This window comes from Pseudomonas koreensis (assembly GCF_025447595.1).
Lineage (GTDB): Bacteria > Pseudomonadota > Gammaproteobacteria > Pseudomonadales > Pseudomonadaceae > Aquipseudomonas > Aquipseudomonas koreensis_H.
In genome coordinates this window covers 85,314-108,709 of the sequence record NZ_JAOEJU010000017.1, presented here as the reverse complement: position 1 = coordinate 108,709, position 23,396 = coordinate 85,314, and the positions used below count along the sequence as shown (strand labels likewise).

The window sequence follows — 23,396 nt, the reverse complement described above, 5'->3', positions numbered from 1 at the left end:
TCGCAATTTGCGCTGAAGCGGCCCATGCCATGATTAAACAACGCACACTGAAAAATATTATCCGTGCCACCGGTGTAGGTCTGCACTCCGGGGAGAAGGTTTACCTGACCCTCAAGCCTGCACCAGTCGACACCGGGATCGTCTTTCGCCGTGCCGACCTCGATCCGGTTGTCGAGATCCCGGCTCGCGCGGCCAATGTCGGCGAGACAACCATGTCGACGACGCTGGTCAACGGTGACGTGAAGGTAGACACGGTGGAGCACTTGCTCTCGGCCATGGCTGGCCTGGGCATCGATAACGCCTACGTCGAGCTCTCCGCGTCTGAAGTCCCGATCATGGATGGCAGCGCTGGACCTTTCGTATTCCTGATTCAATCGGCTGGCCTGGAAGAACAGGACGCTGCCAAGAAATTCATCCGCATCCTGCGTGAAGTGACAGTGGAAGACGGCGACAAGCGCGCCACTTTCGTCCCTTTCGACGGATTCAAGGTGAGCTTCGAGATCGATTTCGATCACCCGGTTTTCCGGGACCGCACCCAAAGTGCAAGCGTGGACTTTTCCAGCACTTCGTTTGTTAAAGAAGTCAGCCGCGCCCGTACTTTCGGTTTCATGAGTGACATCGAGTACCTGCGCAAGCACAACCTCGCACTCGGCGGCAGCGTGGAAAACGCGATCGTGGTCGATGCCGATGGCGTACTGAACGAAGACGGCCTTCGCTACGAAGACGAATTCGTGAAGCACAAGATCCTCGATGCAATTGGCGATCTGTACCTGCTGGGTAACAGCCTGATTGGTGAGTTCAAGGGCTTCAAGTCCGGCCACGCACTGAACAACCAGCTACTGCGCAAGTTGATTGAGCAGAAAGATGCGTGGGAAGTCGTGACGTTCGAAGACGCCAGCACTGCACCAATCTCTTACATGCGCCCGGTTGCGGCGGTGTAAGTAAAAAACCTCTCTAGTTTTTTGAAGGCCACCTTTGGGTGGCCTTTTTTTATGCCTGTTTTCAGGCCACGACGACTCGGTTCCGGCCACCTTCCTTGGCCTGGTACAACGCCCTGTCCGCCGCGAACAACAACTGCTCCAGGCTGATCTCGCTCGTCGCCGTCCAGGTGCTGATGCCGATGCTTACAGTCATTGGCGACTGGCCTTCGTTCACGCTCGGCAGTTGCTCCACCGCCGCACGAATGTGCTCGGCGATCTGCTGCGCCCCGACGCCATCGGTTTCCGCGAGGATCACCGAAAATTCCTCACCGCCATAACGTGCCACCAGGTCCGCCGGCCGCCGCACATTGGCGGTGATCACCCTCGCCAGTTCACGCAGCGCCTGATCTCCGGCCTGATGGCCATGCCGGTCGTTGAATGCCTTGAAGTGATCGGCATCGACCATCAGCAACGACAACGGTTTGCCCGAGCGCTGGGCACGAAACCATTCGTGCCGCAGCGACTGATCGAGCATCCGCCGGTTGGCGACACCGGTCAGGGCATCGGTCGCTGCCAGTTGCGCCAGTTCACGTTCGGCGCGATGACGCAAACGCAGCTCCCGGGCCAGCAGCCAGGTCAACCACAGCAGGCCGATACAGAGCACACCTGTGGCGCCGCTGATCAGAATCGCCGTGCGTTTCCACGCGCCGAACACTTCATCGCTGGACAGGGCAACGATCACTGTCAGCGGCAGATTGCCGACCCGGGAATAGGTGTACAGCCGTTGCTGGTAGTCCATGCTCGAGATGCTGCTGAAACTGCCGTTGCCGCCGCTGTCGCGCAGAATCCGCACCACATTGGGACGGGCAGCGAAGCTCTTGCCGATCGAATCGCTTTGCAGATAAGGCTTCTGGGCCAGCAGGATGCCGTCGTTGTTGATGATGTTCAGGGTGCTGTCGATGCCGATGTCGAGGCTGTTGAACAGTTGATCGAAGTAATCGAGTTTCATCGACGCCACGGCCACGCCCAGAAACTCGCCGGTGTCCGAGGAAATCCGCCGACTGAAACTGATTCTCCACTGGTTCGCATCATCGCAGTCGCAGCGGGGTTTGAACGGACGGCTGATGAACATGCCGGTATCGCGGTTGAAGGCATGGGCGAGGAAATAATCACGGTCGGCGAAGTTGCCGGGCAGCGGTTCGACCCGTGAGGAGTCGGCGATCACCTCGCCATGCTTGTCGAGCAACAGAATGTCACCCTTGAAGCGCGCGGTGGTGGAGCGGTCGAACAGCGCCAGGTGGCGGATCTGAGGCGACACGCTTTTCAGGTCGTCACGCTGGGCGGCGGCGATCAGACCTTGCAGTGTCAGGTCATAGAGTTCGACGGTGCGCAACACATCGGCGTCGATCAGTTGGGCGATAGTCGTGGCGCTGCGGGTGGCTGCTTCCTGAGCATTGGCATGCTCGCGAATCAGCAGAAAAGTGACGATGCACACAATCGCGACCACACTCAGCAGGCTGCCGAGGATCAACAGCAGCTCTGGACGTCCGGTCTTGCCCGAGGCGGGTGGGGTGCGGCTCGCGATCATGGTTGGCTATCGGTGATGGATTCTTCTAAGAGTAGGCCTGTGGATAACAATGTGGGAGCGAGCTTGCTCGCGATAGCGGTGAATCAGTCAGCATTCCTGTTACTGACACTCCGTTATCGCGAGCAGGCTCGCTCCCACAGTGTAAGTGGCCTGCCTGTTCAGGGAGGCCGCCCTCAGCTTAGCGCCGATCTTAGAAGACGTTGATCGGGTAGTCGATGATCACACGGTATTCATCGGTGTCCGTATCCAGCGCGCCATAGCCGTTGCCGCCACGGTTGGTCGCCCATTGCAGGCGTACTGCCAGGTCTTTGGCCTGACCGCTTTGCACCACGTACTTGAGGTCGATGTCGCGTTCCCAATGTTTGGCGTTACGGCCTTCGGCGCTGTACCACGAGGCGTAACCCTTACTGTCCGGATCGACCTTGGTCAGGTCCAGCGTGCCGCGCGAGTAGGACAGCGCCGAGGTCAGGCCTGGCAGACCGAGGCCGGCGAAGTCGTAGGCGTACTTGAGTTTCCACGAGCGCTCGTTCGGGCCGTTGAAGTCCGAATATTGCTGCGAGTTGTCGAGGTAAACGCTGTCACCCTGGCTGATGTAGTCGAACGGCGTGTTGCCGTTGACCCGCTGATACGCGGCGGTGACGCTGTGGCTGCCGATGCCGACGGTGAAATGCAGGCTATAGGTGTTGTTGTCGATGTTGCCCAGCAGCGCGTCGCCGGTGTCCTGCGTGTGATAGAAGTGCAGACCCGGGTTGAGGGTCACCAGGTCATTCAGCGCCCAGGTGTAGTCGAGGTCGTAGTAGTACTGGTTCCAGATGTCCTTCAGTTCGGAAGCATACAGGCTGCTGGTCAGGCCTTCGACGCCGCTCCAGGCCACGCCGGCCCAGTTCAGGTGCTGGCTCTTGTCGCCATCCGCGAGGCTGCCGTACGAGGTGCCGATGCGTTTGTGGCCGCTCTGGTTGTAGGGCTTGGTGAAACTGGCCTGGCCGCCTTCGATCATCCAGCCGTCGAAGCTGTGGTTGGTCAGGCTGAGGCCACGAAATGTCTGCGGCAGCATGCGCGTCTCGCCACCGGCGATCACCGGGTTGGCGAGGAACAGATCACCTGCCTTCAACTCGGTATCGAATGCACGCATTTTCAGGGTGCCGCCCGCCGTGGAGAACGAGCCCGGCGCTTTGCCGCTGCCGTCACTGACCGGCAGGATGCTGGAGTTGTCCGTGCCGCCACCACCGTCGAGCTTCAGACCGAGCATGGCGTGGGCATCGATGCCGAAGCCGACCGTGCCTTCGGTGTAGCCCGACTCGAATTTGCCGAGGAAACCCTGACCCCACTCGATGTTGTCGTCCGCGTTCTGTAAGCGGTTGCGATTCATGTAGTAGTTGCGGGCGTTGAGGTTGAGGCTCGCGCCTTCGACGAAACCTTGTTTCTCGGCTTCGGCAGCATGGGCGGCGGGGGCAATCGTTGCGGCAATTGCAATGAACAACAGGGTGAAGCGAACTGGGTAACGCACGTGCGGTAAAGCTCCTTGGGTCAACTGACACTTCAATGTCTTGAAGTGCGGGATGATTCTAATTGTTAAAGACGAACCGGACAGCTCTCAGACCACAACGAAAAAAGGCCGCTGAAAATCAGCGGCCTGGAATGACGACGGTTGAACGGGAAGAGCCAAACAACCGCGTCGAGGGAAACGTTTCGCGGTGTGCGACTCAGCTGTCTTTCTCGGCGGCTTGAGCCCGTGACGTTGCGGCCTGAGGGGCTTGCGTGGCGTCTTGAGCCTTGGCCATCACTTCTGCCTGATGCTGTTCGAATGCGTGAGCGCGAGCGGCGTTTTGCGCTACGAACGACTGCGATTCTTCAGCCATCGCCATTGGCGACAGGATCAATGAGGACAAAACGAAAGCGCTGGCAATACCCATACTGTTGGACATCTTGAAAACCTTCTTGCTTGGCAAGTGCTGTTTGGTGCGGGCAAAGATAAGGTTGCCGGGCGTTGGGAAACAGCGTGATTTTCATAAATGACTGTTGCGGGAATGGCAATGATCGTGGTTCTCAGACCGGCAAATGAATCCCGAAGGTATTCATCCCGCGATCACTGCGCACAAAGACATCACCGCCATGCATCAGCGCAATCGCCTTGACGATCGCCAGCCCCAATCCGTGGTTGTTACCGCTGTTGCTGCGCGAAGCATCCACCCGGTAGAAACGCTCGAACAGCCGAGGCAAATGCTCGCTGGCAATCGGTGACCCGGGGTTGGCCACGCCGATGCTGACCTGATGTTCCTCGACCGCGATCTGCACTTCGATCACCTGACCCGGCGCAGTGTGTTGCACTGCGTTGCTCAGCAGATTGATCAGTGCCCGACGCAGATGAGCGATCTCGATCTGCACTTGGGCGTCGCCGCTTACCCGAACCTGGACTTGCGCGTCTTCAAGGATGTAATCGAGGTATTCGAGGGTGGTCGCTACTTCGTCCGCCAGTGACGTCGACGTCAGTTTGGTGGCCTTGCTGCCCTGGTCGGCGCTGGCCAGGAACAGCATGTCGTTGATGATCGAGCGCAGGCGTTCCAGCTCTTCGAGGTTGGATTGCAGCACTTCGAAATAATGCTCGGCGGAGCGCCCGCGAGTGAGGGCGACCTGGGTCTGGCCGATCAGGTTGGTCAACGGCGAGCGCAGCTCATGGGCCACGTCGGCGTTGAACGATTCCAGCCGCGAATAGGCCTGCTCGACCCGTTCCAGTGTCGAGTTGAACGAGTCGACGAACTGCTCCAGTTCCGGCGGCAGCGGCGACAGGCGCAGGCGCCCGGCCCGCAGCGGCGGCGCCAGACGCTGAGCTTCGTGGGACAGTCTGATCAGCGGTTTGAGGCCGATCCGCGCCACCCAGTAACCCAATGCCGAGGCCAGTAGCACGCCAATCACCGCCAGACTCACCAGTGCGATCAGCAACTGATGCTGGGTCTGGTGAAAGGTCTCGGTATCGATGCCGATCATGAAGCGCAGCGGCGGGCGCTGATCCTTGGCCGGCAGTTCGGTGAGCAGCACTTTCAGCGGATAAGGATGGTCGGGCAGTTGCAGATCACGCATGCCCAGCGGGCCTTGGGCAAACGCGCGGATCAAGGCATCTGGCTCGCCAAACTCGTAGCCCGGATTGCCGCTGACCACCCAGAAGCGGATGCGTTTGTCCTCTTCACCGAGCAACTTGAGCTTGGCGTTGATTTTCACCCAGTGTTCGGGGGTGCCATAGCGGTTAAGCGCGGATTCGAGCACGCTGTAACGCGCATCGAGTTCCGCTTCCGGCAGCAGGCCGAGGCCTTTGTCCACTTGTTGATAGAGCGCGCCGCCGATCAACAGGAACACCAGCAGCGCCACCAGCGTGAACATCCCGCTCAGGCGCAGGGCGATGGAATTACTGGACACCACGGCTCTCCAGCACATAACCCATGCCCCGGATCGTGTGCAGCAGTTTCTCGTCGAACGGCCCGTCGAGCTTTGCCCGCAGACGTTTGATCGCGACTTCGACCACGTTGGCGTCGCTGTCGAAATTGATGTCCCAGACCATCTCAGCAATCGCGGTTTTCGAGAGGATTTCGCCCTGACGCCGGGCCAGTACGCTGAGCAGCGAAAACTCCTTCGCCGTCAGGTCCAGCCGGGTGCCGGCGCGGGTGGCCTTGCGGCTGATCAGATCGATCCACAGGTCGGCGATGCTCACCTGCACCGGTTCATGGCCGCCGCTGCGTCGGGTCAGCGCTTGCAGGCGCGCCACCAGTTCAAGGAAGGAAAACGGTTTGCCGAGGTAATCGTCGGCGCCGTCGCGCAGGCCCCGGATCCGGTCTTCGACCCGTTCGCGGGCGGTGAGCATGATCACCGGCGTCTGCTTGCGCGCACGCAATGCGCGCAATACGCCGAAGCCGTCGAGGCCCGGCAGCATCACGTCGAGGACGATCACCGCGTAGTCGCTTTCCAGCGCCAGGTGCAGGCCCTCGACACCGTCGCGGGCCAGATCCACGGTGTAACCCTGTTCCGTCAGGCCGCGGTGCAGGTAGTCCGCGGTTTTCTCTTCGTCTTCGATAATCAGAACGCGCATGACCCGCCTCAGTCTGTCGTTGCCAGCGCCGCGATGGGCGCAGGTTTGGGCTTGTGGAACAGCCGCTCAAGCCACAAGTATATGACCGGCGTGGTGAACAGCGTCAGCATCTGGCTGACCAGCAATCCGCCCACCACCGCGATCCCCAGCGGCTGGCGCAGTTCGGCGCCGGTGCCGTAACCGAGCATCAGCGGCAGGGCGCCAAGCAGCGCGGCGAGGGTGGTCATGATGATCGGCCGGAACCGCGTGATACACGCTTCGAAAATCGCATCCTGCGGCGACAGCCCGCGATGGCGCTGCGCTTCCAGGGCGAAGTCGATCATCAGGATGCCGTTCTTCTTCACGATACCGATCAGCAGCACCAGTCCGATCAGCGCCATGATCGAAAAGTCCTGACCGCAGATCCACAGCATGATTACTGCGCCAAGACCCGCCGCCGGCAAAGTCGAGATGATCGTCAGCGGATGGACGAAGCTCTCGTAGAGCACACCAAGGATGATGTACACCGCGACCAGCGCCGCGAGAATCAGCCACGGCTGACTTTTCAGCGAGCTCTGGAAGGCCTGGGCCGCGCCCTGGAAGTTGCCGCTGATTGCGGTCGGCATGCCGATTTCGGCCTTGGCCTGATTGAGCAGGATGACCGCGTCACCCAGCGCGACGCCGGGCGCCAGGTTGAACGACAGGTTGGCGGCCGGGAACATGCCGTCGTGGGCGATGGACAGCGGGCCGATAGTCGGCGCATCGAATCGGGCTAGCGCCGACAGCGGCACCATCTCTCCGCTCAGCGGCGAGCGCAGGTAGAAATAGTTGAGGCTTTCAGCCTTGCCGCGCTGCTTGGTGTCCAGTTCCAGGATCACGTTGTACTGGTTGACCTGGGTCTGGAACTCGTTGATCTGCCGCTGGCCGAAGGCGTCGTACAGCGCCTCGTCGACATCACTCGCCGTCAGGCCGAAACGCGCGGCGGCGCTGCGGTCGATGCTGATGTGAGTGATGCTGCCGCCCAGTTGCAGGTCGTTGGAAATGTCACGGAACGCCGGAATGCTGCGCAGTTTGTCGGTGAGTTTCTGGGTCCAGGTGGCGAGGGTCGGCCCGTCGTTGCTCTTGAGCACGTATTGATACTGCGCACGGCTCGGACCGGAACTGAGGTTGATGTCCTGGCCGGCGCGCAGGTAAAGCACGATGCCGGGGACTTTCATCAGTTGCGGACGGATGCGGTCGATGAACTGGCTGGCTGAAACATCTCGGTCACCGCGAGGTTTCAGGGCGATCCAGAAGCGGCCGTTGGCGATGGTCTGGTTGCTGCCGGACACGCCGACCGAGTGGGAAAACGCTTGCACGGCCGGGTCGGCGGCGACGATTTCGGCCATTGCCAGGTGTTTTTTCACCATGTCGCTGTAGGAAATATCGGCAGCGGCTTCGGTAGTGCCGAGGACGAAACCGGTGTCCTGCACCGGGAAGAAACCCTTGGGGATAAATACGTAGCCGCCAATCGCCAGCGCGACGGAAATGCCGAACACGCCGATCATCAGTTTCTGGTGGGCGAGGGCGCGGCGCAGGCCTTTTTCGTACCAGCCGAGCAGGCGTTCGCTGAAGCCCGGTTTGTCATGGGCGTGATGCACCGGTTTACGCATGAACAGCGCTGCCAGCGTCGGCGCGAGTGTCAGGGACACCACCACGGAAATCATGATGGTCGAGGTGGCCGTCAGGGCGAATTCCTTGAACAAACGCCCGACCACGCCGCCCATGAACAGCAGCGGAATGAACGCCGCCACCAGCGAGAAACTGATCGACACCACGGTGAAGCCGATCTCGCCGGCCCCCTTGATCGCAGCGTCGCGCATGCTGTCGCCGGCCTCGAGGTGACGGTGGATGTTTTCCACCACCACGATCGCATCGTCGACCACAAACCCTACCGCCACCACGATGGCGACGAGGGTCAGGTTGTTCAGGCTGAAACCGAGCAGGTACATCAGCGCGAAACTGGCGGTCAACGACACGCCGAGCACCGCCGAGACAATCATCGTCGCCGACAGCTGGCGCAGGAACAGCGCCATTACCGCCACCACCAGCAGGATCGCGATCAGCAGAGTGATTTCCACTTCATGCAGCGAGGCGCGGATGGTCTGGGTGCGGTCGATCAGGGTTTTGACCTGCACTGAGGCCGGCAGCATGGCTTCGAGGCCGGGCAGGGCGGCCTGAATCCGGTCCACGGTTTCGACGATGTTGGCGCCGGGCTGGCGGGAGATCACCAGGTTCACCCCCGGTCGATCGCCGGCCCAGGCTTGCACGTAGGCATCTTCCGAACCGTTGACGACTTTCGCGACATCCTTGAGGTGAACCGGGGCGCCGTCCTTGTAGGAAACGATGAGCTGGCTGTATTCCTCGGGGTGGAACAACTGGTCGTTGGTCGACAGCGTGGAAATGCTCGAATCGCCGTACAGCGCGCCTTTGGCGAGGTTGAGGCTGGTCTGCTGGATAGCCAGACGAATATCGGCGAGGGTCAGGCCGATGGCCGCCAGTTTGTCGGCCGAGGCCTGTACGCGGATTGCCGGACGTTGCTGACCGGTGATGTTGATCTGGCCTACGCCGTCGATCTGACTGATCTGACGCGCGAGCAGGGTTTCCACCAGATCGCTGAGTTCAGTACCGGGCATTTGCGTGGAGCTGACGCTGAGGATCAGCACCGGGCTGTCGGCCGGGTTGACCTTCTTCCAGGTCGGCAGGGTCGGCATGTCTTTCGGCAGCTTGCCGGCGGCGGTGTTGATCGCGGCTTGCACTTCCTGGGCGGCGGTGTCGATGCTCTTGTCGAGGGTGAATTGCAGAGTCAGCAGGCTGGAGCCCAGCGCACTGCTGGATGTCATCTGGGTCATGCCGGGGATGGCGCTGAATTGCACCTCCAGCGGGGTGGCCACGGATGACGCCATGGTGTCCGGACTGGCACCGGGCAATTGGGCGGAGACCTGGATCGTCGGAAATTCCGCTTCCGGCAGTGGGGCAATCGGCAGACGCGGGAAGGCAATTACCCCGACCAGCACCAGCGCGATGGTCAGCAGAATCGTCGCCACCGGGTGATCGATGCACCAGGTCGAAACGCCTTTGTGCTGCTTCATGGCTTGGGCTCCGCTTGCACCACCTGCGGCGGTTCGCTCATGACCTGCACGGTCGAACCGGGCTTGAGCCGTGACTGGCCGTCACTGACCAATACGTCGCCGGGCTTCACGCCCTTGATGATGTCCTGACCGCTGCCCTGATAAACCATTTGCACCTGCACCGCTTCAACCTTGTCGCCGTTGACCCGGTACACGAAGTGTTGATCGAGGCCGCGTTGTACGACGGTAGGCGGAACCACCAGCGCATCTTTATCCAGTGCTGTCTGAATCTTTACCGTCACCAGCAGGCCGGGCCAGAGCTTCTGGTTGGGGTTGTCGAACTCGGCCTTGGCGCGGATGGTGCCGGTGTTGGCGTTGATCTGGTTGTCGATGAGGGTCAGGTGGCCTTCGCCGAGCAGGTTGCCGGTTTCGCCGTCGGTATCGGCACCGATGTAGGCCTTGACCTGCGCGCGCTGTGGATCGCTGATCAGGCCTTGCAGGGTCGGCAGCATTTGTTGCGGCAGGGAGAACTCGACGGCGATCGGGTCGATCTGGGTCACGGTGAACAGACCCTGAGTGTCGGTCATGCGCAGGAAGTTGCCTTCGTCGACCGTGCGAATCCCGACGCGGCCGGTAACCGGGGAGCGAATCTGGGTGTAGGAAAGCTGAACCTGCGCTGCGTCGATAGAGGCTTGATTGCCCTGGGCGGTGGCCTTGAGTTGGTTGACCAGTGCCTGTTGCTGGTCGTAGGTCTGCTTGGACACGCCGTCGTCGACGCTGAGCAGTTTGTAGCGTTTCAGGTTGACCAGCGCGACTTGCAGTTGCGCCTGGCTTTCGCCCAGTTGCGCCCGGGCCTGGTCGAGGCTGGCGCGGATCGAGCGGTCGTCGATGGTGGCGAGCAGGTCGCCTTGCTTCACCAGTTGGCCTTCCTTGACCAAAAGCTTGGTGAGGATGCCGTCGATCTGTGGGCGCACCACGACGCTGTGCAACGAGAGGACCGAGCCGATGCCGCTGGTGTAGCGGGGGACGTCTTTTTCGCTGACGGCGACGACCCTGACCGGGATGGCAGTGGGGGCGGCGAGTTTGGCTGGGGCGGGTTTCAGGGTGAACCACAGGGCCCCGACTGCGAAGGCGATCAGCAGGATAGCGAGCAGGGCTTTTTTCTTCTGGGTTTGCATGCTTTGGGGCGCCAGGGGACGGAGGTTGGGCAGGTTGGTTCTTTATAAACTTGTTTGGGGGTCAGGAGGGTGACGGCTAGCTGACGGCGCTGTCAGTTTCGGCTTTGGCTTGGCGGCCTTTGGGCCGACCATGTTGTGGGTGTTCTTTGTGAATATCCGTTTCTGCGGGTGTTGCTGCTGGCGGTTTCGCCCTTACGGCGAGTCCCTTTTTCAAACGCCAAAAAGTAAGCAAAAGGCTTGGCCCCGGCGTTCGGCACCTCGCTTTGGCTCGGCGTTCCTTCGTTCCGGGATTCATCCGGGGGCATCGCCTACGGTTTGCTTCGCTGCACCTCCTCTCGATGCATGCGGCTTCGCCGCACGGTCGCTGCGCTCCCACCCCCGGATAAATCCCTCCACTCAGCCTTCCGACGGGGCCGGCACGTCAAAAGCTTTACTCGAGCTAACGCTCATCGTGTTGAGTGGTGGGAAGCGAGAAGCGAACTGCTTTTCTGTGGGAGCCAGCCTGCTGGCGATGGCGGCCTGATAGCCGACCAGATCTTGTGGGGATTGATCGTTCCCACGCTCCGCGTGGGAATGCAGCCCGGGACGCTCCGCGTTCCATTTTTGAATGTTTAAAGATGTGTGGGGTTTACTGAACCTTCCCACAACGTTTTCAGGTTGTCCGTCGGAAGTGCGCTCTCTAGTCTTTGGCTGTCGCTGCCAATTCAGCGAACAGGTGTGGAAACCTGATTTCAAGTAGTTGCAAAGCATCTCCCCGTAATCGTTGCCGATGTCTTCTTTCGTCTGCAAACTGCGTCGCGGCGGCTGTGCGCAGGCAGACTTCGGTCTGGCCGGTTGCCTACTTATCGGTTTTCCACCCTGCGTACAGCTGCCACCTTTTGTCGTGTGGAAACGACAAGGGATGGCTCCATAGCCAAGTAGGAGTTTTCATGGACAAACTGATACCCGACCCACCCCTCGAATCACCCACCCCGCTCGAAGAGGCCATGCGCGCCGAAGACCTGGCCCGTAACCGCGAAGCCATCAAACGCGCCCTCGACTACTACCTGTGCCCCAACCCTTCCAAGCCTAGCCCGAGCACGATGTATATGGTCACTCCCAACGTCGACACCGAAAGCCTGCTGGCCAATGCCTGCGAATCCCTGGCCTCGGCCAGTACCATCGCCAGCAATTTCGCCAATGAACTCAGCGGCCCGCAGCGCAGTACGGCGTTGGGAATCCAGCAGATCATCATGCTGGCGGAGCTTGCTGTGAACCGGGCGCTGGATCGGGTTGATCCGCCAACGTGATCCGCTAGTCGAAGAGTCCTGAAAAGGCACCTGTCATGCCCTTTCGGGGGCTCTTTAAAGTCCGCGCGCGCAGGTATACTGCGCGCCTTCGCGGCTCATTCACCGGGCCGGACTTTTTGCTTCCCGGAGCTTTCATGACTTCCCCAATCGACAACGCTGTGAGCGATGTCCCGGCAGAGCTGGCCGAGGCCGGCGAAACCAAGCCGACCATTCCTGCGTTCAAGTTTCCGTTCAAGCCAGGTGAGCTGGCGGCTGCCAAAGCGGCCAAGCAGCCGCAGTTCAAGGGCAAGGACGGTGATCGTCACGCCAAGATTCCGGGTGTGGCTCCGTCGGGTACTCGCCGTTCGATGGGCAAACGCTGAGTTTTCCTTCTCGTCAGGAATAATTTCGCGATCCAACTCGGATTCTTCCCACGCAGGCGAGAGAATCATCCTCTGGGAACAATGGCAGCCACTCGACAAGAATTCGCTCCTCTGAATACTTGAAGTAGGCTGCCGCAATGTCTCTGGCAAAAAAACTGACTGTCCTTTCGCTGGTGCTTCTCACGACCGGATGTGTTTCTTCCATTCCTGATCGCACTGTCCGCATCGGTGTCGAGGCGTTGGTTCCCCCCTTTGAAAGCCGCAACGACAAAGGTGAGCTGGTCGGGTTGAACATCGAACTCGGCAACGCGCTGTGCGCCGAGTTGCAGACTCAATGCATCTGGGTCGATCAGGACTACGCGACCAATATTGCGGCGCTGCAGGCCGGCCAGTTTGACGTGATCATGCCAATGAGCCCCACCCCGGCGCGGCGTGAGCGGGTCGACTTTACCGATATCCTTTACCCGCTGAGCAGCCGGTTGGTCGCTCGCACGGGTTCGAACCTGACGCAGGATGTGCAGTCGCTCAAGGGGAAGCGCATCGGTGTTCTGGCCGGTACCAGCCGCGAGGCGTTCGCCAGGGAGCGGTGGGGGACTTCGGGTGTGACGGTGCGCAGTTTCCAGTTCAACGATCATTTGATTGCCGCCCTGTTGTCAGGGGAAATCGACGCGACCCTGCAAGATACCATCGAGATTACGCAAGCACTGCTGAGCCAGCCGCAAGGGCTGGATTTCGCTTTTGCAGGTCGGGAGCTACAGGATCCGATGCTCGGCTCGGGCGTCGCGATGGCGGTCCGTAAAACCGATAACGCTTTACGTGATGACCTGAACGCGGCTCTCGAACGCCTGAAGTCGAGCGGGCAATATCAGGCGATCACCGAGCGTTATCTGCCCGACGTTGCCAATGAAGCCTTGAACTATCGACCCAACGCTGAAGGATTACCGTTTTCGGATTCCGTGCAGGCCGGTCAAACCGTCTACCTGTCTGGTGTATTGGGACTGGATGCCGAGGGGCAACTGGTCAAGGGCGGTATCGGCCCGCAGACGGTCCAGGCCCTGGAAAACCTGCGCATTGCCCTGAAGGAAAGCGGATCATCCCCGTCGCACGTGGCCAAATGCACAGTGATCCTGACCGACGTCAAGGATTTCTCCGGGATGAACCAGGCCTACCGCCAGTTCTTCCCGAGCGATCGTTTACCGGCACGTACAACGTTCGCCGGTAAACAGTTGGTGGTGCCGGGTGCGAAGGTAGAGATCGAATGCCTGGCGGTTGCATGTTGATTCGTGATCATTGATGGCTAAATGCCCGGAACCTGAGCCAGATCAACGTTTAACCAGTTAGTGCGCTTAGAGTCAGCAGCCCTGCCGACTCTTTCCAATAAAACGAGCGCGCTTCCCATGAAGATCAATCACCCGGTGACCGGGCGCAATGTCGATGTTGCGCCGGATGCGAACATTCTCTCGACCACCGATCTGACCAGCGCGATCACCTACGCCAACGACGACTTCATAAAGATCAGCGGTTACAGCCGCGACGAGCTGCTGGGTGCGCCGCACAATTTGCTGCGCCATCCGGACATGCCGGCGCAGGCGTTTGCCCATATGTGGCAGACGCTCAAGCGCGGGCGGTCGTGGATGGGGCTGGTGAAGAATCGTTGCAAGAACGGTGATCACTATTGGGTCAGTGCCTATGTCACGCCGGTCACGCAGAACGGTGCGGCGGTGGAGTATCAATCGGTGCGCACGCGGCCGGATGCGCGGCAGATTGCGGCGGCGGAGCGGGCGTATGCGCAGTTGCGCGAGGGGCGGGTGGCGCGATGGCAATGGCTGCCGAGCCTGAGTTTGCGGGCGAAGCTCATGGCGTTGACCAGTTCGGTGCTGGCGGTGGTGCTGGGGATTGAAGCCTGGTTGCGGCCGGAGTCCATTGGCATCGAAGCTGCTGCGCTGGTGGCCGGTATTGGCGCGTGTAGCTTGGGCGTTAGTTGGTTATTGCGGCCGCTGGAGCGGCTGACCGAGCGTGCGCGGCTGATTGCCGACAACCCGTTGAGTCAGGGTATTTATACCGGGCAGCGGGATCAGTTCGGGCAGATCGAGTTTGCGTTGCAGATGCTCGAAGCCCAAGTTGGTGCGGTGGTCGGGCGGATCGGCGATGCCTCGCAGCGATTGGCCGGGCATGCGGCGCAATTGGTGGATCATCTGCATAGCAGTCACACCAGCACATTAGCGCAGCAGGCGGAAACCGATCAGGTGGCGGCGGCGATTCATCAAATGGCAGCCAGTGTGGCCGAGGTCGCCAGCCATGCGCAGCAGGCGTCGGTGGCGGCGGATATGGCGGGGACGGAAACCCGTGAAGGTCATCTGTTGGTGGGCGAGAGTCGCAGTGCGGTGTTGCGGCTGGCCGAGGAGTTGGGGCGGGCGACCGAGGTGATTCATCAACTCGAAGGCCACAGCAGCGAGATTTCCGGGGTGCTGGAGGTGATCCGCAGCATCGCTGAGCAGACCAATCTGCTGGCGCTCAACGCCGCGATCGAAGCGGCGCGGGCCGGGGATGCCGGGCGTGGGTTTGCGGTGGTGGCCGATGAGGTGCGGGGTCTGGCCCAGCGTACCCAGCAGTCGACCAACGAGATTCAGCGGATGATCAGCACCCTGCAAAACGGCGCGCGGGATGCGGTGCTGGTCATGCAGCAGAGCAGCGAGCATGTGGATAACAGCGTCGAACAGGCCCAGCGTGCGGCCCGGGCATTGGACGGAATCAGCGGGCGGGTCGAGCAGATCACCGAGATGAGTCTGCAGATTGCAGCGGCGGTCGAAGAGCAGAGCGCGGTGAGTGAGGACATCAACCGCAACATCGTCAGCATCCGCACGGCGTGCGAGCTGACGGTGGATGAGGGGCGCCAGAGCCAGCTCAACTCACAGGATGTGGCGGGGCTGGCGGGGGATTTGCGTTCGTTGGCGCGGGAATTCTGGGGGCGGCGGCAGGTTCGGGATTGAGGTTGCCTGGGCCGGCCTCTTCGCGAGCAAGCTCGCTCCCACAGAGGATTGCATTTCAAATGTGGGAGCGAGCCTGCTCGCGAAGGGGCCATTAGCCTTGGCGAAAACTCCGGATCAAGCCGCCCGCAACGAAATAAACGCATACGTCTGCGGCGGTTCGGTCACCACCTGTGCGCCTGCCGCCCGCACCTGCCCGGCCACATCATCACCGGACAGATGAAACAGCCATTCACTGGATATTTCGCTCAATGGCTGCGCGGTGACCTGATCGATCACTGAGGCAAACGCGCCCATGTCCGGCAAATACGCGGTAAACCCGTCGCCCTTGAGCGCGGTGGTGCGGATGCCGAGCAAGCCACAGATCGCATCCTTGATCCGGATGTCATCGCGATCCGCCTGACGGGAGCGCTGGATCAGCGTCACCAGTTCCTGATCGACCAGTTCACCACCGACGATCAGCTCCGGGCCCTGTTCCCATGACTCCGGAGGGCAGTCCTTGGCCGCAGGATTCAACGGAATGTGCGGATTGATTTCGGCAGGATAGATGCGACACACCAGCGGACGGCGCTCGTAGATGCGGCACAGCTTGTCTTCGTCAAGATTCCGGCAGGGGCCGACGTTGTAGGCGGCGAAAGTGATTGCCACATGGGCGTCGGACATTCCGCTGCGCACCACCGCCGAACGCCGTTGTGCATGTTCGCGCTGCTGTTCCGGCAGGCCCAGGCCGTTGGCCAGAAACGCCTCCACCAGCACGATCACCTGACCGCCATCGGCCGCCCACATGCGGGCTTCGGCCAGGGTCAGGGGCACGTGGTGATCGGTGCAGCACTTGCCGCAGCCTACGCAGGAAAAGGTCGTATTCATTGAGCGAGCAATCTTCAATCAGGGTATGAATCGGCGACGTAAAGCCGCCGTACAGGCCCGGAGTGAAGCAAGTTGTGCGCCATTCGCTCAGGGTTTGGCGGTCGGGCGGATCGAGTCCCATTCGGTGACGAACGCGGTTTTCGACTTTTTGTTGTACAGGCACAGCTCGGTGCCTTGCTGGCCCTTCATGTGTTTTTGCGGGTACTGGCCTTGCAGCAACAGGGCGGTGTAGCCGACGCGGTCATCGAATTGCGCGGCGTTGCCGACCGGTTTGGCGTTTTTCAGACCGCTGGCCTTGGTGCAACTGGCGAGCACGGTTTTGTCGTAGGTAGCCCAGGCGTCGGGGCTGGAGGCGTGGGCTTGGAAAGTGAGGGCGCTAAGGCAGAGAAGGCTTAGTGTAATGGCTTTCATGGTGTAGGCATCCTTGGTCTGTATGGCCGGACTTTGGAGTGCGGTTGAGGCGTTAAGTTGCTTGTGCCGACCTCATCGCCAGCAGGCTGGCTCCCACTTTGGAGTGCATTTCAGACTGTGGGAGCTGGCTTGCCAGCGATGGCGGTCTGTCAGTCCGGCACCAATTCCCGGCGAACCACATACATTCCAGACATTTCATACAAGCGCTGCGCTCGCCGGTTGTCTTCCAGCACCTTCAGATCAACAAACCCTTCGCGGCGATCCTGAAACGCCTTGAACGCATGAAGCAACAACGCCCGACCCAATCCACGTCCTTGGGCCCGAGGATGCACTACCAGATTCTTGATGTAGGAACTGGTCCAGCATTGCGCCACGCCAATGACGCCTTGGGTATCGCTGGCGATGAAACACAGTGCCGGATCGTATTCCGGATCGTTTTCAAACTGCCGTTGCCAGACATCCAGCGCCGGCACCCGACCGCCGCCTTCGCGGTAGCCGATTTGCATCAGTTCATGTACGGCGGATGCGCGTTCGGCGCCGTAGGTAGTGAGTTCAATACCGTTCGGCCATTCGATGGCCGGCACGTCCTGGCTCAGGTCGCGCCGCATCAGAAAACAGAACGCCTCGCTCAAGTCTCAGTAGCCGTGAGCGGCGACATGCTTGGCCGCTTCGATCAGGCAGTGGGTCAGCTCGGGCGAGGAGAACTTGGTCAGCACGCCGTTTGCCCCGGCGAGGCGGGCCTTTTCACTGTTCATCGCGCTGTCCAGCGAGGTGTGCAGCAGCACGTAGAGGTGGGCGAAGTCCGGGGTTTCGCGCAGGGTGCGGGTGAAGGCGTAACCGTCCATCTCGGACATTTCGATGTCGGAGACGATCAGGTTGATCTGTTGCGCTGTGCCTTGCAGGTCCAGCAGGCAGTCGATGGCTTCCTTGGCACTGCGCGCGGTGTGGCATTGCAGGCCGAGGTTACGCAGGGTATGCACCGATTGCTGCAACGCCACCTGACTGTCGTCGACCACCAGGATTCGCGCGTTGCCCAGCACTTCGGCGTCTTCCATGCTCAGCTCGGTCGGGGCCATTTCGATCTGCGCCGGGGCGATGCCGTGGATGACTTTTTCGATGTCCAGCACCTGCACCAGCGTGCCGTCCACCGAGGTCACGCCGGTGATGTAGGCGCGGGAACCGCCGGAACCGAACGGCGGCGGTTTGATGTCGGTGGTCAGGCAATGCACGATCTTGCTCACCGCCTGTACGTGCAGGCCCTGTTTCGAACGGCTGACGTCGGTGACGATCAAGCAGCCGCCATTCGGGTCTTCCAGCGGCCGCTCGCCGATGGCGCGGCTCAGGTCGATCACCGACAACGAAGCGCCGCGCAGGGTGGCGATGCCTTTGACGTGCGGGTGCGACTCCGGCAGCTTGGTCAGCGGCGGGCAGGGGATGATTTCACTGACCTTCAGCAGGTTGATCGCCATCAGCTTGCCGCTGCGCAAGGTAAACAGCAGAAGCGAAAGTGAATCTGCGCGGGCTTTGTTGGAAGACATAAAAACCTTCTGTGGAAAAAGGTGAGCGGCGATCGCACGGATCGCCAGCAGGTATCGATGCCGGGTTATCGACTTGTAACCGGCAGGCTTTAGGGATTCTGGCGCCAATCCGACGGCGGGACTTTTATTTCATCCCCAAGCGCTTCGCCATTCGCCCCAGATTCGCCCGGTCCAGCCCCAGCTCCCGCGCCGCGCTCGCCCAGTTATCGTGATTGCGTTCCAGCGCCGCAGCAATCAATTGCCGCTGATATTGCTCCGTGGCCAGGCGCAAATCGCCGCTGATCAGTGGCACAGGTGTCGCAGTACCAGAGACCGGCTCCGTGGAGTTATCCACAACCTCGCGCGGCAGATCCAGGTCCATCGCGCTCAAGCTGAGAATCTTCGGCCGCACCTTGCAGTTGCCCAACGCCTTCAGCGCACTGCGTCCAATCAAATGCTCCAGCTCCCGCACGTTGCCCGGCCAGGTGTAAGCCAGCAGCGCCTCCTGGGCGTCGCTGTTCAGGCGCAGGCTGTTGAGGCCCATGCGCGAGCGGTTCTGTTCCAGGAAATAACCGCTGAGCAGCAGCACATCGCGGCCCCGGTCACGCAGCGCCGGCACCCGCAACGGGTACACGCTGAGGCGATGGTAGAAGTCGGCGCGATAGCGACCGCTGCGCACTTCTTCGGCCAGGTCGCGGTTGGTCGCGGCGATCAGGCGCACATCGACCTGATGCTCCTTGTCCGAACCCAGACGCTGCAACTGGCCACTTTGCAAAACCCGCAACAGCTTGGCCTGGACGGTCAGCGACAACTCGCCGACCTCATCGAGAAACAGCGTGCCGCCATTGGCCAGTTCGAATTTGCCGCGCCGGTCGCTGGTAGCGCCGGTGAAAGCGCCGCGCACGTGGCCGAACAGTTCGCTTTCCACCAGCGTGTCCGGCAGGGCCGCGCAGTTGAGGCTGATGATCGGTTTGTCGGCGCGCTTGGAAGCTGCGTGAATGGCCTGGGCCACCAGCTCTTTGCCGACCCCGGTTTCCCCGGTGATCAGCACGGTCAGGTCGCTGCCGCCGACCAGATTGATTTCTTCCACCAGCCTTTTATGCGCCTTGCTCTGGCCGATCATTTCGCGATTCTGCTGACCGCTGGCCTGACGATAGACCTCGGCGCGCTGGTGTTCGTCCTCGGCACGAATCGCCAGACGTTCGATGCGTTCGGCGGCGTTGACCGTGGCGGAGGCGAGGCTGGCGAAGGCTTGCAGGGCATCGAGTTCGATCGGCTCAAAGCGCTCCGGATCGAGTGCGTCGAGGGTGATCAGCCCCCAAAGTTTTTCATCGACGAACAACGGGCAACCGAGGCAATCGTGAACTTCGAGGTGATCGTCGAGACCGTCGACCAGTCCGTCATACGGATCGGGCAAATCGCTGTCGGCGGCGAAACGGGTCGGCCCTTCGCCGGCCAGCAGCACTTCAAAGCGCGGGTGTTCGCTGACCTTGAAGCGGCGGCCGAGGGTGTCGGTGCTCAAGCCGTCCACGGCCAGCGGCACCAGCCATTCGCCGTCGAGACGCAACAGTGCGGCGGCATCGCAGGGCAGCAGGGCGCGCATGGCTTCGAGCAGGCGTCGGTAGCGCTCGCCTTCGGGCAATTCGCGGGACAGGTCGGAGACCAGTGGGAGCAGGGCAGTGAGCAATGATTTGGCGGACATAGTCTGGTAGTCAAAGAGACACGTTGTAGTCGAAGCGACTATAGAGGTGCTTGTGTCGATCTGACTACATAAATTTCAACCTATTGATTTATATAGAAAAAATAGTTGGCACGATTACTGGAATAAATAAGGCACTTTTAGAGAAAGCTCAGGAGTCACCCTTATGCTTAGCGTCCAGGATCGTGCAATCATCAAGTCCACTGTGCCTCTGCTGGAAAGCGGCGGTGAAGCGCTGATCACTCACTTCTATCGCATGATGCTCTCCGAATATCCGGAAGTCCGCCCGCTGTTCAACCAGGCCCACCAGGCCAGCGGTGACCAGCCCCGCGCGCTGGCAAACGGCGTGTTGATGTACGCCCGTCATATCGATCAACTCGACCAGTTGGGCGATCTGGTGGCGAAGATCATCAACAAGCACGTGGCCCTGCAAATCCTGCCGGAACACTACCCGATCGTCGGCACCTGCCTGCTGCGCGCGATCTCCGAAGTGCTCGGCGAAGAAATCGCAACCCCGCAAGTGATGAGTGCCTGGGGCGCAGCCTACGGACAGTTGGCCGATATCCTGATCGGCGCCGAAACCGCCATCTATGACCAGAAAGAACAGGCCGTCGGTGGTTGGCGCGGCGCGCGGGAGTTCATCGTGGCGGCCAAGGTCGAGGAGAGCGCGGAAATTACCTCGTTCTACTTCGAACCGGCGGACAAGGGCCCGATCCTCGCAGCCGAGCCAGGCCAGTACATCGGCATGAAGTTGATCCTCGACGGCGAAGAAATCCGCCGCAATTACTCGCTGTCGGCCCTGGCCAACAAAGGCCAGTACCGCATCAGTGTCAAACGCGAACCGGGCGGTCGCGCCTCCAATCACCTTCACGATCAACTGCACGTCGGCGCCAGCATCCAGTTGTTCCCGCCATCGGGTGAATTCACCCTGACTGCCAGCGACAAACCGCTGGTGCTGATCAGCGGCGGCGTCGGCATCACTCCGACCCTGGCGATGCTGGAAGCGGCGCTGGAAACCGAGCGTCCGGTGTACTTCATCCACAGCGCGCGCAATGGCAGCGTGCATGCGTTTCGTGACTGGATCGATGGTCTGGCCGAGCGTCATCCGCAGCTCAAGCGCTTCTATTGCTACGCCGAAGATGACGGCGTGAGCCCGGCGGCGGACAAGGTCGGGTTGTTGAGTGAAGAACAACTGGGCGAGTGGCTGCCGGCGGAGCGTGATGTGGACGCCTACTTCCTTGGACCGAAAGGTTTCATGGGGGCGATCAAGCGTCACCTGAAGGCGCTGGGTGTGCCGGAGAAGCAGAGCCGGTATGAGTTCTTCGGGCCGGCTGCTGCTCTGGAATAATCCGGAACCGAGTTGCCTTCATTCGCGAGCAAGCTCGCTCCCACAGGTTCGGCGTCGTTCACAGAATGTGTATACGACATCGATTCTTGTGGGAGCGAGCTTGCTCGCGATTGGCCGTTACACGGTCTTGATTCTTAAATTCTGTTTAAAGGTTAATCGTTTCTTAACCGGTTTATCGTTTATTCCCCGATGCTGATGATAGGCGCTCGTTCGTTTACATGATCAGGATCGCCCCATGTCGCACTTCGCCTCTTCCCGTCGTTTCAGCCTGGCCGCGTTGGGCCTGTCGGTTGCCTTGCTGTCCAGTCCGTTCGTGTTCGCCGAATCCGCCTTGATAGAACCACAGACCTTGATCGTCGATCAGAGCCTGCCCAAGGCCCAGCGTGATGCGATGGAGCTGGCGGCGCGGCGTTACGGCAGTTTCTGGAACACGGGTGAAGAGGCGTTGGCCACTGCAGCCCTGTCGCCGCAGTTCGCCGACAAGACTCCACCGGAAGGCCGGGTGCAGGGGCCGACCGGGCCGTTGCTGGCGTCGAAGTTTTTTCGCACGGCGGTGCCGGACTTGAGTTGCGAGATCGAGCAAATGATCGTCGCCGGGGATCGCGTGGTGGTGCATCTGCACTTTCGCGGGCATTTCACCGGCACGTTCAAGGCTCTCAAAGGGCAGGGCCAGCGTGTAGACTTCCGGGCAACCGATATCTATCAGATCGACAACGGTCGCATCGCGGCCAATTGGCATATCGAAGACAACATCAGCCTGATGGCGCAACTGCAAGCGCAGCCGCCGGCCAGCTGAACCATGGACATGAAAGGGAAACGCGATGAGCGAGGAAACGATTCGATTGGGACGTGAGCGGCGCTATCTGGTGTTGCTGGGCATCATCTGCCTGGCGCTGATCGGCGGCGCGCTGTACATGCAGATCGTGCTGGGCGAGGCGCCGTGCCCACTGTGCATTCTGCAGCGTTATGCGTTACTGCTGATCGCGTTGTTCGCGTTCATCGGCGCGGCCATGCGCACCCGACGCAGCATCACAGTGTTCGAGGTGCTGGTGGTGATTTGTGCCATCGCCGGAGCCGGTGTCGCCGGGCATCACGTGTACACCCAGTTCTATCCGGCGGTGAGCTGCGGCATCGATGTGCTGCAGCCGATCGTCGATGACCTGCCGCTGGCGAAGATCTTCCCGCTGGGCTTCCAGGTCGACGGTTTCTGCTCGACGCCGTACCCGCCGATCCTCGGCCTGTCGCTCGCGCAATGGGCACTGGTGGCCTTCGTGCTGGTGGTGATCCTGGTGCCGCTGCTGACCTCGCGTAACCGAAAAGCGCTGCGCTGAATCAACTTTTCGGCGCCTGCGCCGATAAAACAAACGCCTCGATTTGCGGTGACGCGAATCGAGGCGTTCTGCATTTCAGGGTCTGTGTGAAAACACCGTGACGAACGGCAAGGAAGGGTGCGACAGGTGTGCGACATGTTGTCACACAGGCCGTGTCGCAGCGCGTTTCACAGGCCCGGATTGGAGTGCTGTTACAAAAAAGGATTGGTCTGTTTCAGCGTTTGTCGGTTTTTGCACGCGTGTGCCGGATCAGGCAGTTTTAACAGACTCCGGCAGATGGCCAAAAGCCTTGGCATATCGGGCTTTGCGCGGATCGCGCCGTGGGAAAAAGCCTTCGGAGCTGTCTGAACTGAGGCCGATAGACCTACATTTTTTGGTGTTTTTGTTGAGAATCGATTTCGATAACATGCGGAACTTTTGCAAAAACGGTGATGGATTGTTGCTCTGAGCGATAAAAATTATTTCGGGATAAGACATGGTGTATAGGGCGCTACCTATCTACAATCGCCCGCACTGAATTCCCGGCACTGTTCAGCCTTTATTAAGGAGGCGAGCAGGAAGTCGGGTGTCGAGCAGCCGAGAGGCTCGCAAGACACCCAGGTGTCGGTGCCTTCCAACTTTCCGCACCAAATGGAATTGGTCTGTAACAAGGCCTTTGACCACGAATTCGAATAAGAACTGACCGCTGTCCCAGGTTTTGTCGAGCGTCTGACGCGCGACGGGCGGCCCTTA

20 protein-coding genes and 1 pseudogene are annotated in these 23,396 nt (G+C 60.6%); 9 read left to right on the top strand and 12 right to left on the bottom strand.

The features are described from left to right. Positions 1–29 precede the first annotated feature (29 nt). Positions 30–941, top strand: a complete 912-nt coding sequence (lpxC, locus tag N8H71_RS20030) for a UDP-3-O-acyl-N-acetylglucosamine deacetylase (RefSeq protein WP_262195348.1) — start codon at positions 30–32, stop codon at positions 939–941. Positions 942–1,002: 61 nt separating this feature from the next. Here lpxC and N8H71_RS20025 read toward each other — a convergent pair whose 3' ends face one another. The 7 genes from N8H71_RS20025 to N8H71_RS19995 form a co-directional block, all read right to left on the bottom strand. Beyond that, positions 1,003–2,508, bottom strand: coding sequence for a sensor domain-containing diguanylate cyclase (locus N8H71_RS20025; protein WP_262195346.1), 1,506 nt, complete (start codon positions 2,506–2,508; stop codon positions 1,003–1,005). 190 nt (positions 2,509–2,698) lie between these two features. Further along, the gene (locus N8H71_RS20020) at positions 2,699–4,015 is read right to left on the bottom strand and encodes an OprD family porin (protein ID WP_262195345.1); all 1,317 of its coding nucleotides are present in this window, start codon (positions 4,013–4,015) and stop codon (positions 2,699–2,701) included. Positions 4,016–4,211: 196 nt separating this feature from the next. Then, complete coding sequence (locus tag N8H71_RS20015) at positions 4,212–4,433, bottom strand: hypothetical protein (RefSeq protein ID WP_262195343.1); 222 nt, start codon at positions 4,431–4,433, stop codon at positions 4,212–4,214. A gap of 121 nt (positions 4,434–4,554) precedes the next feature. After that, positions 4,555–5,919, bottom strand: a complete 1,365-nt coding sequence (locus N8H71_RS20010; protein WP_262195342.1) for a heavy metal sensor histidine kinase — start codon at positions 5,917–5,919, stop codon at positions 4,555–4,557. Further along, positions 5,909–6,586 carry a heavy metal response regulator transcription factor gene (locus N8H71_RS20005; RefSeq protein ID WP_003228008.1) on the bottom strand — a complete coding sequence of 226 codons (678 nt, stop codon included), beginning with the start codon at positions 6,584–6,586 and terminating at the stop codon, positions 5,909–5,911. The genes N8H71_RS20010 and N8H71_RS20005 overlap by 11 nt, the downstream gene beginning before the upstream one ends. Positions 6,587–6,594: 8 nt before the next feature. Continuing rightward, entirely contained in the window at positions 6,595–9,696 is a 3,102-nt protein-coding gene (locus N8H71_RS20000; protein ID WP_262195341.1) for a multidrug efflux RND transporter permease subunit, read from the bottom strand. Next, on the bottom strand, positions 9,693–10,853 hold the full coding sequence (locus tag N8H71_RS19995; protein WP_262195340.1) for an efflux RND transporter periplasmic adaptor subunit: 1,161 nt from the start codon (positions 10,851–10,853) through the stop codon (positions 9,693–9,695). The genes N8H71_RS20000 and N8H71_RS19995 overlap by 4 nt, the downstream gene beginning before the upstream one ends. A 929-nt stretch (positions 10,854–11,782) precedes the next feature. Between N8H71_RS19995 and N8H71_RS19990 the strand changes: the two genes are divergently transcribed. From N8H71_RS19990 to N8H71_RS19975, 5 genes and pseudogenes are all read left to right on the top strand, one after another. Then, positions 11,783–12,142, top strand: coding sequence for a DUF6124 family protein (locus N8H71_RS19990; RefSeq protein ID WP_262195339.1), 360 nt, complete (start codon positions 11,783–11,785; stop codon positions 12,140–12,142). Between the two features lie 134 nt (positions 12,143–12,276). Then, positions 12,277–12,504 (top strand): hypothetical protein, encoded by a 228-nt coding sequence (locus N8H71_RS19985; protein ID WP_115079144.1) that lies wholly within the window; start codon positions 12,277–12,279, stop codon positions 12,502–12,504. A 137-nt stretch (positions 12,505–12,641) separates the two neighbouring features. After that, positions 12,642–13,784 carry a transporter substrate-binding domain-containing protein gene (locus N8H71_RS19980; RefSeq protein ID WP_262195338.1) on the top strand — a complete coding sequence of 381 codons (1,143 nt, stop codon included), beginning with the start codon at positions 12,642–12,644 and terminating at the stop codon, positions 13,782–13,784. 117 nt (positions 13,785–13,901) lie between these two features. Then, positions 13,902–14,183, top strand: a pseudogene (locus N8H71_RS28945) (PAS domain-containing protein); the annotation flags it as partial. Positions 14,184–14,387: 204 nt separating this feature from the next. Further along, positions 14,388–15,494, top strand: coding sequence for a methyl-accepting chemotaxis protein (locus tag N8H71_RS19975; RefSeq protein WP_431768318.1), 1,107 nt, complete (start codon positions 14,388–14,390; stop codon positions 15,492–15,494). A gap of 114 nt (positions 15,495–15,608) precedes the next feature. On the opposite strand, the gene N8H71_RS19970 is transcribed toward N8H71_RS19975, so the two are convergent. The 5 genes from N8H71_RS19970 to norR all read right to left on the bottom strand — a co-directional run bounded on the left by N8H71_RS19970 (position 15,609) and on the right by norR (position 19,988). Continuing rightward, positions 15,609–16,358 (bottom strand): YkgJ family cysteine cluster protein, encoded by a 750-nt coding sequence (locus tag N8H71_RS19970; RefSeq protein ID WP_262195336.1) that lies wholly within the window; start codon positions 16,356–16,358, stop codon positions 15,609–15,611. 87 nt (positions 16,359–16,445) lie between these two features. Next, positions 16,446–16,769, bottom strand: coding sequence for a hypothetical protein (locus N8H71_RS19965; protein WP_262195335.1), 324 nt, complete (start codon positions 16,767–16,769; stop codon positions 16,446–16,448). Between the two features lie 149 nt (positions 16,770–16,918). After that, positions 16,919–17,377, bottom strand: a complete 459-nt coding sequence (locus N8H71_RS19960) for a GNAT family N-acetyltransferase (RefSeq protein WP_262195334.1) — start codon at positions 17,375–17,377, stop codon at positions 16,919–16,921. A gap of 27 nt (positions 17,378–17,404) precedes the next feature. Then, positions 17,405–18,307 (bottom strand): chemotaxis protein CheV, encoded by a 903-nt coding sequence (locus tag N8H71_RS19955; RefSeq protein ID WP_192562342.1) that lies wholly within the window; start codon positions 18,305–18,307, stop codon positions 17,405–17,407. A gap of 124 nt (positions 18,308–18,431) precedes the next feature. Further along, complete coding sequence (gene norR, locus N8H71_RS19950) at positions 18,432–19,988, bottom strand: nitric oxide reductase transcriptional regulator NorR (protein ID WP_262195331.1); 1,557 nt, start codon at positions 19,986–19,988, stop codon at positions 18,432–18,434. A 163-nt stretch (positions 19,989–20,151) separates the two neighbouring features. Here norR and hmpA point away from each other — a divergent pair, with 163 nt between their 5' ends. From hmpA to N8H71_RS19935, 3 genes are all read left to right on the top strand, one after another. Beyond that, positions 20,152–21,333 carry an NO-inducible flavohemoprotein gene (hmpA, locus tag N8H71_RS19945; RefSeq protein WP_262195330.1) on the top strand — a complete coding sequence of 394 codons (1,182 nt, stop codon included), beginning with the start codon at positions 20,152–20,154 and terminating at the stop codon, positions 21,331–21,333. 235 nt (positions 21,334–21,568) lie between these two features. Further along, positions 21,569–22,129 carry an ester cyclase gene (locus N8H71_RS19940; RefSeq protein ID WP_262195329.1) on the top strand — a complete coding sequence of 187 codons (561 nt, stop codon included), beginning with the start codon at positions 21,569–21,571 and terminating at the stop codon, positions 22,127–22,129. 25 nt (positions 22,130–22,154) lie between these two features. Then, the gene (locus N8H71_RS19935; protein ID WP_007956723.1) at positions 22,155–22,664 is read left to right on the top strand and encodes a disulfide bond formation protein B; all 510 of its coding nucleotides are present in this window, start codon (positions 22,155–22,157) and stop codon (positions 22,662–22,664) included. The last annotated feature ends 732 nt before the right edge of the window (positions 22,665–23,396 follow it).

Excerpts from the sequence above, each read along its gene's own strand:
- N8H71_RS19985 (WP_115079144.1), top strand. The coding sequence starts at position 12,277 with ATGACTTCCCCAATCGACAACGCTGTGAGCGATGTCCCGGCAGAGCTG.
- N8H71_RS19955 (WP_192562342.1), bottom strand. The coding sequence starts at position 18,307 with ATGTCTTCCAACAAAGCCCGCGCAGATTCACTTTCGCTTCTGCTGTTT.
- N8H71_RS19940 (WP_262195329.1), top strand. The coding sequence starts at position 21,569 with ATGTCGCACTTCGCCTCTTCCCGTCGTTTCAGCCTGGCCGCGTTGGGC.
- lpxC (WP_262195348.1), top strand. The coding sequence starts at position 30 with ATGATTAAACAACGCACACTGAAAAATATTATCCGTGCCACCGGTGTA.
- N8H71_RS20015 (WP_262195343.1), bottom strand. The coding sequence starts at position 4,433 with ATGTCCAACAGTATGGGTATTGCCAGCGCTTTCGTTTTGTCCTCATTG.
- N8H71_RS19960 (WP_262195334.1), bottom strand. The coding sequence starts at position 17,377 with ATGCGGCGCGACCTGAGCCAGGACGTGCCGGCCATCGAATGGCCGAAC.
- hmpA (WP_262195330.1), top strand. The coding sequence starts at position 20,152 with ATGCTTAGCGTCCAGGATCGTGCAATCATCAAGTCCACTGTGCCTCTG.
- norR (WP_262195331.1), bottom strand. The coding sequence starts at position 19,988 with ATGTCCGCCAAATCATTGCTCACTGCCCTGCTCCCACTGGTCTCCGAC.
- N8H71_RS19970 (WP_262195336.1), bottom strand. The coding sequence starts at position 16,358 with ATGAATACGACCTTTTCCTGCGTAGGCTGCGGCAAGTGCTGCACCGAT.
- N8H71_RS19965 (WP_262195335.1), bottom strand. The coding sequence starts at position 16,769 with ATGAAAGCCATTACACTAAGCCTTCTCTGCCTTAGCGCCCTCACTTTC.
- N8H71_RS20025 (WP_262195346.1), bottom strand. The coding sequence starts at position 2,508 with ATGATCGCGAGCCGCACCCCACCCGCCTCGGGCAAGACCGGACGTCCA.
- N8H71_RS19995 (WP_262195340.1), bottom strand. The coding sequence starts at position 10,853 with ATGCAAACCCAGAAGAAAAAAGCCCTGCTCGCTATCCTGCTGATCGCC.
- N8H71_RS19980 (WP_262195338.1), top strand. The coding sequence starts at position 12,642 with ATGTCTCTGGCAAAAAAACTGACTGTCCTTTCGCTGGTGCTTCTCACG.
- N8H71_RS19990 (WP_262195339.1), top strand. The coding sequence starts at position 11,783 with ATGGACAAACTGATACCCGACCCACCCCTCGAATCACCCACCCCGCTC.
- N8H71_RS19935 (WP_007956723.1), top strand. The coding sequence starts at position 22,155 with ATGAGCGAGGAAACGATTCGATTGGGACGTGAGCGGCGCTATCTGGTG.
- N8H71_RS20000 (WP_262195341.1), bottom strand. The coding sequence starts at position 9,696 with ATGAAGCAGCACAAAGGCGTTTCGACCTGGTGCATCGATCACCCGGTG.
- N8H71_RS20005 (WP_003228008.1), bottom strand. The coding sequence starts at position 6,586 with ATGCGCGTTCTGATTATCGAAGACGAAGAGAAAACCGCGGACTACCTG.